This is a genomic window from Virgibacillus proomii (genome assembly GCF_900162615.1).
GTDB classification, from domain to species: Bacteria; Bacillota; Bacilli; order Bacillales; family Amphibacillaceae; genus Virgibacillus; species Virgibacillus proomii.
On sequence record NZ_FUFN01000010.1, the window covers coordinates 614,339 to 628,734 of the forward strand.

A 14,396-nucleotide genomic window follows, 5' to 3' on the forward strand; every position below is an offset into this window, starting at 1 on the left:
ATAAAAATTAATTTTGAAAGCAGCTTTTTTTCATTCTTCTAATTTACTTCTTTTCTCACCTTCTTGCAGAACCGCATCGAGCAAGGGCATCACGAATAAGAACTTTTTTCATGTAATTTATTTCTGTCTTCTTAAAAGCAGCTATAGTAAAGAGTTACAGTTCATTATACGAATCAACGAGATGCTGTTCGTGACTGAGATACGTTTGATAGTCCTGTTGAATCGATTCTGACAATCCGCTCTTTAAGGCGTGTTTCATCACAATCGGATGCCAGTAGGGGACAACACCGATAAGTTCGTTTTTATCACAGTCTACGAATGCCCTAAATTCAGTCCGCAATGGCATGCCGTTATAAATTGTCGGATTATCTTCCACATCTTCAATGTATTCACGCACGACAAGATCCACTGTGTGACCAGCGCATACGGTCATAGCAAAGTTATTAATGACCTGGAAGTATTCGCCCATCTCACGGGGCTCGGAGCACTTGGCGTTAGCGAACTGGAATTTACTCGAAAACGTACCGGTTTTAATAAAGTAGGTCTTGCCGTCTTCAAGGTCGAACTGGTCAAAGATAAATTGATTAAACAGGTCTTTATCTGCTTGTGACGTTTCCGGATATTCTAGCCGAATAAACTGAGCCAATTCGATTGGCAGGCGCATGACTTTCGTGTCCGGCGTTTTCAACTCGGTGTCGCTTTCAGCAAGCGCCTTTTCAATTGCTGGGTACCAATTGTATAAACTATTTGGGTTTTCTGCAAAACGTTTGTACGTCTTTTCAGTCAAGTCACTCACGCTGAGTAGGCGGGAGAGTAAGCCTTCCTGTTCGGGATGGTTTTCTAAGTCCGCCACGATCTGATCTACATCGAAGCCATCAGTTCTTGCGATAAAGCCAGGACGAATTGCGCGGCGTGCCACCGGTGCCTGGAATCGTTTGGCCATCTCCGAGAGCATGTCCTTGGATGGGTAGTGGCTACCTTCGTTAAGTCGAGATGGTTTTTAATACGTTTGATATTGTTTAGATAAAGACTGATTTTCCATGAGAATCGCTCCTTTTGATTTCAGTCTTTGTTCAATTTATTGGTGCGACTCGGCGCACGGTTTTGATTTTTTGTGTATTGGGTATGTATATGTTGCGCGTATGGTGTGAGTGAGGGGATGAAGTGGGAGGTAAGGTGTCACATTTTGTATGTATCACGAATTGCGCATCATGCGCATACAATACTAAACGCTTGTTGTGTGCTATATATGCGTGATATGCACAAATGATGTACACTCACTGAAAAGAAAACCGGCACGGAGATCTCCGTGCCGGTTTTCAACAGTTAATATAATTTCCGAGATGCATACAAAACAACTATACCGATGCAACCTTTCACTAAAACCCATGTTTAAGTTTAACATTTTCATAGTTTTCCTTGTAAACCCGGCGATATCGTTTGCACTTACCAAAACAATCCACTAATCTAAATTTTTCAAGTCTCTTTTAAACTAAGGGCGAAGTGTGTCCAAAAATGATATTTCTTGAGTTCGTTCAAGCGAGAATCGTTAGATATAGCGGGTATACTTTTACAACAAAAAACGCTTCTGGTAAGTTTAAACTTACCTTTAAAAAAGGAGGGTTTGGTGTTAATACGCACACTTGGGCCTCGAGTCCATTAGACGTATCTGAATCTTATAATCTTCCATTGAGTGGGTCACCATATACACTTATTACAAAAAAGTATTTCTATTTTCTTGTAGATAATCCAAAGAAGGGACAAACATATAAGGTATCGGCAATCAAATAATTCTTAAGAAGTGTTAGAAAGGAGGTCCTTATGAAAAAACGTATTTTTATTATGCTAATTATGATAGCTAGCATAATTGGAACTTTTGCTTATTATTCAAATTCAAAAGAACCGATTGAGAAAACTATCGTAATTGATAAAAATGGGAAGGTAATAGAACCACTTAGTGGCGATAACGATAACTTGGGTCATTGATACAGGCTTAATTTTGGAATTAATAATAGTAACCGTTGTGGGATAAGAGGTTTAGTTTGATATTTTAGGGCTGCCACTAAGGCAGTCCTTTTAATACAACAATTGCTATGCGTAAGGTGCAAGACGGTGAAAAAACTACTACTATCCCTGTTATAGGTAATAACAGTTTAAGAAGATCGGAAACAAATGAGATCGGTGTACACTTTCCACAAGACATTTTAAAAGCACCCTTACGCTTTTTCAAATGTTTAATGCTCTCTAATTTTATTCATCGTTTCATGTGAAAGGCTAACTCTCAACAGTGTTAAATTCTTTCGGCTACAACACTGTTTCAAATTCTGCCACAGTTTGCTTTACAACAACTCACTAACCTCTTTCGTATGTCTTGATCGCCGATCTCTCTTAAATGCAGTAAATCATTATAATCACGTTCATTCATAATAGCCCACGAAAATGTTATAACAGCGATAGATCTAATGCAACCATCAAAAAGGAGGAGTTCGGTATGGATAAAATGGTATTAGAAGTGCAAAAGTGGCTAAACAAAACGTATAAGGGGAAAAGTGGGTATGAAACTATTCCAGAAAACGGGAAAACAGGTAATACAACAGTAGGAGCTCTTATCATTGGCTTACAAATAGAGCTTGGTATACCAAATCCGGTACCAACATTTGGTCCAGCAACTACTAAAAAATTTCCTGGTTTAGCAAGACAGAAAAGTGGTGCGAAACCAAATAATTTAATTAAAATTCTTCAAGGCGGATTTTGGTGTAAAGGTTATAACCCAGGTGGTTTTTCAGGTAATTTCTTTGGAGACACGGAGAATAAAGTTAAAGATTTTGAAAAGGATGTTGGGATTGAACCAACTGGGTTTGTTGATGCAAAACTTATGAAAGCAATACTAAATACAGATGGATTTGTATTAAGTCGTAGTTCCGGACGACCACATGTTAGGGAAATACAACAATCGCTCAATAGAGAATATAGTAAATATTTTGATTATATACCGAGGAATGGTATTTATGAAAGGAAGACAAACAAAGCTTTAATATACGCTTTGCAACATGAAGAAGGTATTGGTCATATAGCGAATGGAAATTTTGGTCCTGCAACTATCGAAAATTGTCCTACGTTAAGCTATGATAATGCACCAGTGAACTTTACAAGAATTTTGCAGTGGTCGCTTGCATGTAACGGCCCTTTATACGACCCATATCCTTATAATGGGGATTTCAGTCCCCAAGTAGAAACGGCTGTAAATTTGTTTAAGGAATTTATGACCTTACCTCCTAACGGGGTTGCTGATATGCCGACCATTAAGCAATTACTAACAAGCAATGGGTACACAGATCGCCCAGCAATTGCTTGTGATGCGTCTACAGTCATTGATTATAAAACCGTTAAAACGCTACGTGATTATAACTATCAGATTATCGGTCGTTATTTAACAGGTAATGTGGCAACTGATGCTGGTCTCCGCTCAAAAGCGATGACTCATGAGGAACTAAGCATTCTTGCAGTAAATGGTATACGCGTCTTTCCAATATACCAAGATGGAGGTTATTATCATGAATACTTTGTACCAGGAAAAGGCACGGAGGATGCATGGAAAGCCATTAGAGCGGCATACGAGCTCGGATTCCCATCTGGTGCAACGATTTATTTTGCTGTTGACTACGACGCTTATGATTTTCAAGTAAGGGGTAATATTATTCCTTATCTAGCAGAAGTGCGTTCTGTGCTCGATATCACTAAAGGAGGAGACTTACCAGAATACAAGCTAGGTGTTTATGGCTCTCGTAACACCTGTATACAAGCGCAATCAAATAGCAGTGTGTTAGCGGATTACAGTTTTGTGGGAAACATGTCTACAGGTTATAGTGGTAACTTAGGATTTCCCATGCCTACCAATTGGTCCTTTAATCAATTTCATGAAACAACAATTGGTTTAGGCGGTTCTGGTATGCTTGGTATTGACAAAAACGATTATTCAGGCAAAGACCCAGGTGTGTCAGCAGTAAATCCTCCTGATAATCCGGAAATTAGTAAAGAATACCGAGCAAAACACGATGCGTTTGTAGAAATGGGCAAAAACATACCGGGATTGCAAAAATTTGCCCCTGAATTATTGCAACGAATATTAATTTTAGTTCCACTCATAGAGTTGTTGATATCCCAAATATTGCATCTATTGATGTGGAATTCAGCGAACAGTTAAATCCTCCTACAGAAGGAGGAACGACAACGACACTTCAAGTCACGCCTGATGGGGTAAGCGGAAGCCTTGAGAGTTTACTTGGAGAAAACATCGCACAATTTACTCAAAATCGACTTGGTTTTTATGAAGATTTTATAGACAATATGGCGACTTCTATAGGTACTGGCGCCATTCAGATGACTTTAAAGGGAGCGGGTACTAGTGCAGAACTCCGAGTAACTGCTTTTAAAGAAGAAATCCCAGTAGAAGGTGGAGGGAATCTTCAACTTGCTGTCACAGTAATCTTTACAGTCGATATGGATCTGACTCCTGTAATAGATGCGTTTACTTCAAAGGAGGCTAAAGCTGCCGGGGTGTTATTAGGAATACTGTTTGTAGTCGGCTTAGCAGTGACTTATGGCATTCCTGTAATATCTGGGTTGGCTGCGGCTACTGTTGTCGCATTATTAATAGGAGATCGAGATGATATAGATGACGGTCCAGCCTGATTAAAACTCTATACAAAATAGCCCCGGCAGTTCGGTGGGGCTATTTTTTTTAATTAATAACTTTTCGTTTTATAAATTCTTGATACGTCTTCACTTCTTCTACGTTCATATTTTCAGGTTCTTTCTTAATTGTAATTGCTTGTAAGTCAGTAAGATATAAGAAATAACGTTCCCCATCTTCTTTAAGTTGTTTCAAATCATCCCATTGGATTTTTTCAGTTAAATTTCTCGATTCTTTAATGAACCCCTCTTCAGATAAATTTAATGTAAAAACACCTAGTTTGTTTTTGTTATGTTCAAGGATATCTTTAAACCGCTTAATATTAGCAACCTCATACCACTTCCATAGTATAGGAGATAGGATTAGAGAGAGAATAAACCCAAACATTGTTATTAAATCAGCAATTACTAATACAAACATGGATAATAAAAGGTATATCACTATTACCATTATTCTAGCTTTCCTATGAAATTTAGTGGTTTTTATAGCATTTTTTTGCTGAGCAATTAAATCTTTATCGGTTATATTGAATTTTGCAATCAAATACGCACCCTCCCTTTTTTGAAATTGCAACGAATTATTTATATTTATAATTTTAACATAACATTTTCATAGTTTTCCTTGTAAACCTGGTCCATTTCGTTTAGCTGAATTATATTTTCTATAAAGCGATTCGTCAAGGCATGACTTGCTTTTCCATCAAAATATTGATTAATTTTGCTTAAAATGTTCTGATGTTTTTGGGAAAGTGACCAAACAGCGTAACTATGCTCTAAGTATAACCTTGTAAACTCTACATTTTCTTCTAAATCCTGTTTGATTTGTTTCTTTAACAATTCTTTTTGTGCATTGGTTTCCAGGTAATCTTTCCACCAATCACTTATATTACTCATTACCGCACCATCCCTTATTGACGTATCTGTAACCATTGAGCAAGTATTTGATCCATGTGTTTAAAATCTTTACTCATTTTTTCCATATTGTAAGCTATTTCTCCCGTATCATTTTGGCTTTTTCGGAGTTTTTCTAGAAGATGTTCAAATTCATTTAAATCAATTAATAATGGTGTACCATCACTCTCAACATCAACTAGTTCACGAAAAATTTCATCTACATGAGCAGTGTTTAATTTATCATATTTTCCTGAACCGACCATATTTCTGTATGTATTTTTTAACTCTTTCATTGTAGCTATATGATCATCAAGTAATCGAGTTAGTGCCCTTCTAGTAGTTGCAACCAACTCTTCACTTTCCTGCATCTCCATAGCCAGTTGATGCATTAGCTCGGTTTGAATACGGACATGAAAGTCATGAACGCCACTATTTTTCAATTCTAGCGGAGAGGATAGCAACTGCCCCCGGATTTTTTCACCATATAACAGGTGAGGGAGTAAATATCCTTCTTCATTAAACATCCCCTCACTTAAATAGTTCTTGATACCGTGAGTCTTAAGTGTTTTTCCATTTTTGTCTGCCGGATTGCCGACATAGTATACGGAGCCAATGGATTGGTTATAGAAAGTACCAACGATGTCATTAGGGTAAGTGTAAGAAATAATATTATCTTTAAATTCTCCATTTAAAGCTCGTTTCTGATCTTCTTTGGATAAAAGATCAAACACGTCAGCTGCAGCAAACGTAACGGCGTTTGAGTCATGTTTGACAGCGAAATATTGGGCAAGTCCTCCACCTAGAGAATGTCCTGTAAAAACGATGTTGTTCGCTCCATGTTTCTTTACATATTTTTCAACAATGGGTGCAGCTTCTGTAAATTGATTTTTGTTGGTATACGTGAGGGTTTTATCTTTGGAGTTAAGTTTCGCTTTCCCGGTTGTTAAAGCTGCGTCTTGGGATGGAGTTCCTAAATAAGGTGTTTTTCCATATTCTTTTTTGGTATAATCGGAATCACCAAGAATAATTCCCTGAATATCTTCTTCAATATCTTTAGAAGACTCTGTTCCCCTGAAACTGATAACGATTGCATTTGTATCGGGATTTTGGAGCACGTAACCGTCTAATCCAGTATCTTTATCCTTAATGGTCTCGATGTTTTTCCAAGTAGAAATTTTCCCATTATCCAATATAACTTCAATTTTAGAACGGTTGTTTTTATAAGTTCTTTCTGAAATTCTACTTAATACTTTATCACTAAGATTATTGCTCAAAATTACCATTCCTTTCCTGTGAGAATAAGGAGGCCAGGATCTGATGAAGAAAATACTGTTGATGTCTTTTGGAATCATTATACTATTAGGGGGTTGTAATGTGAAATCAAACAATGAAACTTATGATCAGACAACGAAAGAAAGGGCTCAAGAAGCTGTTGAACAATATATTAAGAATAACTATGAGGGGATAAAGTCTGTCGAGATTGTGGACATCTATCAAAGTCCGATGGGGGGCTTGACTGTTGATGGAACTATTAATGGAGGGGAAGCTGATTTTTCAGCTGGTGTAGAAAGTAATTATAAAGTGGGCAGTGTAGGGTTGAGTGAAGGGTTTCCAGAAAGGAAAGAAGAATGTAAAGAAGAAGAATGCGATTATTAGTTAAAACGCTTTTTTCACGCCGTTTGGAGAACTTGAACGGGGTTAAACGCTGTGCTATAATGAGCATACAGTCGATAATACGTTTAAAGTGTTCGTATACGGTAGTCGCATTGACCTTTGGTGTAGGTTCGTCGCGTCATCCTTTTTCGTGAGAATATAGCCCCGTTCTTATTGGACGGGGCATTCTTGTCATTTTTGCGTGGTGAGTTGCGAAATAATAGGAAATCTAAAAACCAGACCCCTTTATTCATCGTTGATTTTAATTTTCGTTTTAATATCTCCCCAGAAATCAACTTCCACTATATATTGTTGGTTATCTAGGAAAACTTTTTTCACATTCATAGTCTTAGTATCCTCTATAATAAATCGTTTTCTTTTACGTTAAATGCCTCTCTGATGTCCTCATTTATATTTTCCTCTCTGTGGGATAAATAAATAACGCCTAAAATACTTAAAAGCATGATGAAGCCAAGCGTAATTCTAATTAAAATAGTTTCTTTTTCTATACGGCTAATATCAAACATTATTTCACCTCCAATCATTTTGAAATATCATATTTACTTTTATATCGCTATATACAAAAAGCAATACAACATCTGTTTATATCCGGATGCTTCGCAAGGCAACAGTCACGACCCCTTAAGAGTAGATCGGGGTGAAATACTGGCCGCTTTTCCGTTTTTGTCTACGACGCGGTAGATGAAGCGTCCTTCTGATTTGTATGCGTAAAGGCGTAGTTTCGCCGCACGCATGAACATAATAGCTTGTTTTACACTTATCTTATGTTTCTCAGTTAGTCGGTCATTTTGTTTTTTTGTTTCGTGTTGATCATAGGTGCTCACTCCTTTTTTATTTAGTGCTTTTTGTCCGGGCTTCACGCTTATTGGTATCGCTTTTCTTTGGTTCGGGGAGATTTATATGAATACGTCGTATTAGCGCTCCATTGTTCCCTGCTACGGTGTCGGTGAAAGCTTTCAAGTCTTTCATGATGCGTCTTGTCCTTTTATGATATAGATGTGTCTTATTTATAGGCTCCTCCGCATCAAGTAGTGCGGTGATTACAGCGTATGTCGCTTCGATAACAAAACGGCTATCTTTATCTATCAACGTGTCAGGTAGTTCCTCCGTCATGCGCTGCATTGATTTTAGAATATGTCGCTCATGATGATCCCTCCTTTTTTAAGTTTGGTTTATGTATAATTGGTACGTTCGCATACCCAAAAGTACGATATTGATTAATCAATATTTGTTTTTCTCTACCAGATACCCACACGGATTTTACTTATAGATAATTTCGTATTTAGCTACTTGGTAACTATTTTTTTACTTGGTTGTCAAAACGGAGCAAACAAGCTTTATTTTCATTGGCGATAGCTAAAACGCACCCGTTATCTTTGAGTGTGTTTTTCAGATCATTTTAAATGATTCAAGCGATTGGTCTTTCTGCGCTTTTAGTAGTGAGGCTTATTTTTATTTTTGTGTTTTTGGTATTTATTTATTAACGTGCCGATTATAATAAAAGTAAGCATGACAGCGGGAACCACAAAGAACATAATCACCCATTGATAATATGTAAACGGAAACTAAAAAAGAGTTGTTTGTTCAGTATTTGCCTGTTAAGCGAAGATCAAGTAGTAAAATGCCTTAAAATTCTTGATATGAAAGATTTTCTAAGCTTATTTGAAAGAAAAAGACCTACATTTGAAATAAACAATGTTAACGAGACTATCTTAGATAATTTCAAAAGAAGAGAATGGATAAAGGGTTATAAAAACGAAAGAGGTTTTTTCCGTGCAATCGGTCGTGATAGGTCAGATATTTTAAAAGTGTAGAGGGCTTCTAGTGATAACCAGGTATGTATTAGGAGCACAATAACATGTATTACCCGAAGTTGGTGTTGTTCCTAAAAGAGTCACACAGGAAAACTGTGTGGCTTTTTTTGTTCCTGCTTTGTTCCTTTTTAGCTTCAATATGTATTTTATATAGCCTGTGATCCAGACATGCCACCATTGAAAGAACTCGTTCAACCGGTCCAGAAGTTTTCTATCCAGGCGCAGCGAGCGTACATCTTTTTGTCCGAATCGGCGATGCGCGTTGTCTACATATAGTGGATAAGAAGACGGTACCATGAGCCGGAAAATGGATACGAAACAATCGAAAGTACGACGGTGTAGATATTGCAGCGGAAGAGGGTTCGCATTTGACTCTATTGTCGTGCCGGGATAACTGAACATATCTAATCATTTCGTAATGAATAATGGACGACAATGGATGGTTTACAGTATCATTCAAGTCAGGGGGGAAAATATGCATATTGTTGTGTTAGGGGCAGGTGCCCTGGGAAGTTATTTTGGACTGCGTTTACAAGAAGCTGGAGCAAATGTTACATTTTTAGTCAGAAAAACAAGAAGCGAACATTTAAAGCGATATGGTTTAGCAATTCATAGTACACAAGGAGACTTTCACGCTGAACAGCTGCATGTAGAAACAGATCCAGTTAATATTAAGTGTCCCGATATATTGTTAGTAAGTGTAAAAGGTTACCATTTAGCAGGGGCCATGGATCAAATACGAACAATTGCCGATAAAGGCGCCTATGTATTACCAGTGTTAAATGGGATCGAACATTTAGAGGTGTTGCAGAAGGAAATCGGCAAAAAAAAGGTGTTAGGCGGCTTGTCCTTTATTATCGCTACGTTAAATAAACAAGGTCATGTAGAACATACAAGTGACTTTCATAAGCTTATTTTTGGACCATTGCATCCAGAGCAAGCGGAAATCTGCTCCCGTTTAGAAAAGCTAACTAATAAAGCTAACGTAACAGGTAGAAATACGGATAATATCCTTTATGAGCTGTGGAAAAAGTATATGTTTATTACTGCTTTTTCCGGAATTACGACGGCGGTCAGGTTGCCAATTGGAAAAATTAGAGAGAGCGAAGAAACGTTTCACATTGCCAAAAGAATCTTGAAAGAGATGAAATTATTAGCTAACGTATATAATGTAAACATTACCGATAAGGATGTAGCAGAAGCAATCGAAAACATGCAACAGTTTAATGCAGGAGCTACTTCATCGATGCATCAAGACTTACGAAAGAGACTAACACTCGAATTGGAACATTTACACGGAGGAGCTATTCGACTAGGAAAGGCAAAACAGCTTGATTTAGTATATACGAAAATTATTTATGGCCTAATAAAACCATTTGAAAATTTAAATGAACGTGTTTGTTCAACACGACAATAGATTGACCTAAGAAATTCGATGCACATCATTTTTATTAAACTTTTGAACATCTAATTAAAGTGAGGTATAGTTATGTCAACATCGATGATTATAGTGATTATTTCCATCATCGTAGTGATACTGGTTCTTGCCCTATCATTAGTAACAATTGGAAAAGGGTATGCGCATGAACATAAGGTTGATCCATTGCCAGGAGAAAAGGCAGACAGCAGCAATGAAAATAATGCAGATATGTAAAGAGGAGAGTGCAAAGTGAAGTTCTCTACAATTGGTACAAGTTGGATTACAGAAGCTTTTATTGAAGCAGCAACATTATCTGAAGTAGCACAATTGGATTCCGTTTATTCACGGAGACAAGAAACGGCGCAAGACTTTGCCCAAAAGCACGGTGGGAAAACGGCATATACCGATATACAGCAAATGCTGGAAGAAGCTAATAGCGATTTTGTATATGTTGCTTCACCAAATATACTGCATCCCGAACATATAAAGTTGTGTATTCAAAACGGTAAACATGTTTTTTGCGAAAAGCCAATGGTCTATACCGAAAAGCAGTGGGAAGAAATAAGTCAACTGGCTCAAAAAAATCATGTGTTTGTTTTTGAGGGCTTTCGACACTTATTTTCACCTAATTATTATACGTTAAAAGAGCAAACAGCTAATATTGGGAAGATTCGAAGTGCGATGCTTCAATATGCAAAATATTCTTCCAGATATGATAAGTATAAAGAAGGTAAAGAACCGAATGTGTTTTCACCAAACTTTGCCGGCGGGGCGTTAATGGATCTTGGAGTATATCCATTAAGTATGGCGATTGACCTATTTGGGGCACCAAAAGAAAGCCGATATTTTCCAGTTCTATTATCAAACGGAATTGATGGAAGCGGAACGATCATACTTACATATGATGACTTTATGGTTACGATCCTATGTTCTAAAATAACGAGTGCGTTTTTACCATCGGAAATTCATGGGGAGGACGGCACTTTGATAATGGATGAAATTGCACCTATTTCTGAACTGCAATTATATAACAGAAAGACGGATAAGACGAGTCAGCTGGGTCAGAAGCAATTTGAAGCCGATATGGTCTATGAGATTAAAGCATTTGTTCAGATGGTACAGGAACAAAATTGGGATCAGCATGACGCCAATTTAGAACGAAGCAGGTTAGTTGTTAGGTTAACAGAAAAAATGAGAAAGGAAAACGGCCTCCGTTTTCCCGGAGAATAAAATAATAGTACAGTACGACATGTAAGGTAGTAAAATGATCCTCCCGATTACGAATTAAGTTATCGGGAGGATCATTTGGTGATTTAAACCGAAAGGAATACGTTAATTGAATTTGTAAAATGTTAGATCAACCAATCATCTTACTTATCTAAGTGAAGTCTAGTAATATACGTTTCTTTTAATTAGGATAAATATTTTTAGCATGCTTTACTCATCCTATTATTTTGCTTGAGCTTTATCAGGACGAGCCCCGCTTTTCAATTCATCAATACTTAAGCCAAAAGTCATTTGAAAGTGAGGGTAATCTTTAAAGCCATTCCAGTCTCCTCCCCATTCAAATCCTAATTCTTTAGCAATTTCTACTACTTCCAACCAGTCTGATTGATTATTCCCATTACCATCATAGCTCGTATCCCAGATAACTTGTCCCTGTTCATTCTCTAAGGCAAAATCGATAGCCAATCCATAATTATGAAAGGATTCTCCACCCTTTGCATTCGTAATAATCGCGCCATCATTTGCTCTTCCGCGTTTATATAATTTATTTTGTTCTTCAATCGTTCGCAGCGCCTCTGTAATGATGACTTGGATATTTTTTTCCGCTGCTAGTTGAATTAACTTATCCTTATTTTCTTCAACGACGGGATGCAGTTCGGTCGGCATCACCGCTTTTTTATGTTGTTTATTTGGATGTTCATTTCTATCATTATACAAAACAAATAAAATAATAAGTCCTATAAAAATAATCAACCAAGGAAGCATGGCTTTTTTTAAGTTTTTCATGTTGTGTATACACCTCGAGAATAAAGCATAGTTATTTTAAAAATAACAAACAAAGCTACCATTTATCTCACATCTTAGTGTCGCAAGATTTCTGATTTAAGTATTATAGAGAACACGTAGCACCTAAATAATTGTTTTATTCAGGTCGATAGGACAGAAAAAACTTCATAACAACACACCGCGATTTTTTCAAGAATAATGGTAAGTTGACAGCGATACATCACAATTTTTCAAAAATGTCTCGAATAGCTACCTATCAGTGAATATGAAGGAAGCTCCGCGGAATATAGTTTCACTTTATAATAATATCATGATGTTCATTTCATTTTTAAGTTATTAGAACAAAAGCTAGTAGCGCTAAGTTATTCACTCCTGATTTCTGATACTATAAATATACACATCGAATGACTTTCGCTGTTAACAATTAATCGATTCTTTACATGGAAAAATGGATTTGTATATTTTTTAATCATTTTTAACAGCTGCTAGAAACTCTCTGTATGATAGGAAGAATTTTCATTGATTAATGCACTTGTTTCTATTATCGGCTATTTAGCTGGATGCTTACATGGTTCTCAACTTGAAAGTATGTGTAGATATTAAAAATAGTGTTGTTAAAAATACAAGAGTTTCAAATACGGCAATTTTACTTCGCTGGATATATGGAATATTCGTTGCCTTGATTGATATATTTAAAGCGACTTTTGTTATTTTAATAGAGCTATATATTATAAATGAGTATGGAAATAGTGGTAAAGAGCAGACAATGCTCATCAATATTACTACCGTATTGTTTATATTTTAGGTCGGGTCATAATTATCCGATAACGATGAAATTTAGCGGAGGAAAAGGAACGGCATCTCTTGTTGGTGTTTTACCGCTGTTGATTGGAAAATTACTCTTATCAGTATTGGAATTCCTGCCTATTTTTTCCATTTAAACTGATTATTTAGTTATTGGTGTGTTATTTATGTATCCTTCATTCTTAGTGACAAGCTTTATCCCCATGTAACAGGCAGTAAGACCTACCATGCTCCGAGGTGAAATCTAGGAGGATGAGCGGAGGATCGAACTATTAATAAATGCTTAATTCAGTTTATTGTGGCAATTGGTTGTGGATAAAAGAAAATCCCTACTGATTGAAGATTCCCTTTATATTCTCTGGATCAGAGCCAACATCTATCGTTATTATTTTCTTATTCATTTTAAGAGTATAGCGAAACATAAAGAGAATTATAAACGTATAATAATGAAGCAGGAAACAAAACTATCAAGGATGTTCCGTAAAATTTAATTCATTGGAGGCAACAAACATGGTTGAAATACTTATTTGGGTTCTCATTATTGCTTTATTTGTTTTAAGCTTTGTCGGAATAATTTTCCCGATTATTCCTTCTGTTCTTGTGATTTGGGGTGGATTTCTTCTTTATCAATTTGCCATTAATGGTAATGAATTAACGATGACCTTCTGGATTGCCATGGGAATTTTTACGGTTATTCTGATTGGTGCAGATGTGATTGCTAACAGTTATTTTGTTAAGAGATACGGAGGGAGTAAGTGGGGAGAGCGGGGAGCTGCTATTGCCGTAATAGTTGGCTCGTTTATGGTACCGCCGTTTGGAATTATTATCATTCCGTTTTTAACGGTGTTTATTATTGAACTACTGCAAAAGCGAACGTCACAAGAAGCATTTCATGCATCCATTGGCTCGTTATTTGGCTTTCTTGGAGGAGCAGTGGCAAAAGTAGTCATCCAATTAATTATGATCGTTTGGTTCTTTATTACCATTCTGTTTTAATTTTTAGTAAATGGCTAAAGGTATGCCATTTCTTTCCTTTTAGAACAAGTCGGTTTATTCCTTTACTTATTAAAGGAATCCTTCAAATT

The 14,396-nt window shown here is 36.7% G+C and carries 16 protein-coding genes; 10 read left to right on the top strand and 6 right to left on the bottom strand.

Annotation, left to right across the window (positions count from 1 at the left end; all coding sequences use genetic code 11):
- Positions 1-154: 154 nt before the first annotated feature.
- On the bottom strand, positions 155-943 hold the full coding sequence (locus BN1066_RS10785) for a hypothetical protein (protein ID WP_077319444.1): 789 nt from the start codon (positions 941-943) through the stop codon (positions 155-157).
- A gap of 878 nt (positions 944-1,821) precedes the next feature.
- Here BN1066_RS10785 and BN1066_RS20240 point away from each other — a divergent pair.
- From BN1066_RS20240 to BN1066_RS10800, 3 genes are all read left to right on the top strand, one after another.
- A complete protein-coding gene (locus BN1066_RS20240) occupies positions 1,822-1,986 on the top strand; it encodes a hypothetical protein (RefSeq protein WP_179104357.1) in 165 nt (54 codons plus the stop codon).
- Between the two features lie 505 nt (positions 1,987-2,491).
- Complete coding sequence (locus BN1066_RS10795) at positions 2,492-4,204, top strand: glycoside hydrolase domain-containing protein (protein ID WP_077319446.1); 1,713 nt, start codon at positions 2,492-2,494, stop codon at positions 4,202-4,204.
- Entirely contained in the window at positions 4,177-4,692 is a 516-nt protein-coding gene (locus BN1066_RS10800) for a hypothetical protein (protein ID WP_342745622.1), read from the top strand. The genes BN1066_RS10795 and BN1066_RS10800 overlap by 28 nt, the downstream gene beginning before the upstream one ends.
- Positions 4,693-4,741: 49 nt before the next feature.
- Here the strand turns inward: BN1066_RS10800 and BN1066_RS10805 are convergent, their stop codons facing one another.
- From BN1066_RS10805 to BN1066_RS10815, 3 genes are read right to left on the bottom strand one after another with little or no spacing between them, the layout of a single operon-like run.
- Positions 4,742-5,236, bottom strand: a complete 495-nt coding sequence (locus tag BN1066_RS10805) for a YcxB family protein (protein ID WP_077319448.1) — start codon at positions 5,234-5,236, stop codon at positions 4,742-4,744.
- Between the two features lie 44 nt (positions 5,237-5,280).
- Entirely contained in the window at positions 5,281-5,586 is a 306-nt protein-coding gene (locus BN1066_RS10810; protein ID WP_077319449.1) for a hypothetical protein, read from the bottom strand.
- Positions 5,587-5,600: 14 nt separating this feature from the next.
- On the bottom strand, positions 5,601-6,860 hold the full coding sequence (locus tag BN1066_RS10815) for a Tle-like phospholipase domain-containing protein (protein ID WP_179104358.1): 1,260 nt from the start codon (positions 6,858-6,860) through the stop codon (positions 5,601-5,603).
- A 100-nt stretch (positions 6,861-6,960) separates the two neighbouring features.
- Between BN1066_RS10815 and BN1066_RS10820 the strand changes: the two genes are divergently transcribed.
- Entirely contained in the window at positions 6,961-7,242 is a 282-nt protein-coding gene (locus BN1066_RS10820; RefSeq protein WP_179104359.1) for a DUF1433 domain-containing protein, read from the top strand.
- 356 nt (positions 7,243-7,598) lie between these two features.
- On the opposite strand, the gene BN1066_RS20245 is transcribed toward BN1066_RS10820, so the two are convergent.
- The gene (locus BN1066_RS20245) at positions 7,599-7,766 is read right to left on the bottom strand and encodes a hypothetical protein (protein ID WP_179104360.1); all 168 of its coding nucleotides are present in this window, start codon (positions 7,764-7,766) and stop codon (positions 7,599-7,601) included.
- A gap of 1,783 nt (positions 7,767-9,549) precedes the next feature.
- Here BN1066_RS20245 and BN1066_RS10835 point away from each other — a divergent pair.
- The 3 genes from BN1066_RS10835 to BN1066_RS10845 all read left to right on the top strand — a co-directional run bounded on the left by BN1066_RS10835 (position 9,550) and on the right by BN1066_RS10845 (position 11,724).
- Positions 9,550-10,491, top strand: a complete 942-nt coding sequence (locus BN1066_RS10835) for a ketopantoate reductase family protein (protein WP_077319454.1) — start codon at positions 9,550-9,552, stop codon at positions 10,489-10,491.
- A 72-nt stretch (positions 10,492-10,563) separates the two neighbouring features.
- Positions 10,564-10,728 (top strand): YtzI protein, encoded by a 165-nt coding sequence (gene ytzI / locus BN1066_RS10840; protein WP_077319455.1) that lies wholly within the window; start codon positions 10,564-10,566, stop codon positions 10,726-10,728.
- 15 nt (positions 10,729-10,743) lie between these two features.
- The gene (locus BN1066_RS10845) at positions 10,744-11,724 is read left to right on the top strand and encodes a Gfo/Idh/MocA family protein (RefSeq protein ID WP_077319456.1); all 981 of its coding nucleotides are present in this window, start codon (positions 10,744-10,746) and stop codon (positions 11,722-11,724) included.
- Between the two features lie 219 nt (positions 11,725-11,943).
- Here the strand turns inward: BN1066_RS10845 and BN1066_RS10850 are convergent, their stop codons facing one another.
- Positions 11,944-12,507, bottom strand: coding sequence for a M15 family metallopeptidase (locus BN1066_RS10850; RefSeq protein WP_077319457.1), 564 nt, complete (start codon positions 12,505-12,507; stop codon positions 11,944-11,946).
- Between the two features lie 568 nt (positions 12,508-13,075).
- Here BN1066_RS10850 and BN1066_RS21030 point away from each other — a divergent pair.
- The 3 genes from BN1066_RS21030 (at position 13,076) to BN1066_RS10860 (ending at position 14,307) form a co-directional block, all read left to right on the top strand.
- Complete coding sequence (locus BN1066_RS21030; RefSeq protein WP_281250270.1) at positions 13,076-13,312, top strand: glycerol-3-phosphate acyltransferase; 237 nt, start codon at positions 13,076-13,078, stop codon at positions 13,310-13,312.
- Positions 13,313-13,337: 25 nt separating this feature from the next.
- Entirely contained in the window at positions 13,338-13,448 is a 111-nt protein-coding gene (locus BN1066_RS21035) for a hypothetical protein (RefSeq protein ID WP_281250271.1), read from the top strand.
- A gap of 373 nt (positions 13,449-13,821) precedes the next feature.
- Entirely contained in the window at positions 13,822-14,307 is a 486-nt protein-coding gene (locus tag BN1066_RS10860) for a DUF456 domain-containing protein (RefSeq protein ID WP_077319458.1), read from the top strand.
- Positions 14,308-14,396 lie beyond the last annotated feature (89 nt).

Bases quoted from the DNA above. Each gene is read 5' to 3' on its own strand.
- BN1066_RS21035 (WP_281250271.1), top strand. From the start codon at position 13,338: ATGAAATTTAGCGGAGGAAAAGGAACGGCATCTCTTGTTGGTGTTTTA.
- BN1066_RS20240 (WP_179104357.1), top strand. From the start codon at position 1,822: ATGAAAAAACGTATTTTTATTATGCTAATTATGATAGCTAGCATAATT.
- BN1066_RS10860 (WP_077319458.1), top strand. From the start codon at position 13,822: ATGGTTGAAATACTTATTTGGGTTCTCATTATTGCTTTATTTGTTTTA.
- ytzI (WP_077319455.1), top strand. From the start codon at position 10,564: ATGTCAACATCGATGATTATAGTGATTATTTCCATCATCGTAGTGATA.
- BN1066_RS10810 (WP_077319449.1), bottom strand. From the start codon at position 5,586: ATGAGTAATATAAGTGATTGGTGGAAAGATTACCTGGAAACCAATGCA.
- BN1066_RS10850 (WP_077319457.1), bottom strand. From the start codon at position 12,507: ATGAAAAACTTAAAAAAAGCCATGCTTCCTTGGTTGATTATTTTTATA.
- BN1066_RS20245 (WP_179104360.1), bottom strand. From the start codon at position 7,766: ATGTTTGATATTAGCCGTATAGAAAAAGAAACTATTTTAATTAGAATT.
- BN1066_RS10785 (WP_077319444.1), bottom strand. From the start codon at position 943: ATGGCCAAACGATTCCAGGCACCGGTGGCACGCCGCGCAATTCGTCCT.
- BN1066_RS21030 (WP_281250270.1), top strand. From the start codon at position 13,076: ATGGTTCTCAACTTGAAAGTATGTGTAGATATTAAAAATAGTGTTGTT.
- BN1066_RS10835 (WP_077319454.1), top strand. From the start codon at position 9,550: ATGCATATTGTTGTGTTAGGGGCAGGTGCCCTGGGAAGTTATTTTGGA.
- BN1066_RS10795 (WP_077319446.1), top strand. From the start codon at position 2,492: ATGGATAAAATGGTATTAGAAGTGCAAAAGTGGCTAAACAAAACGTAT.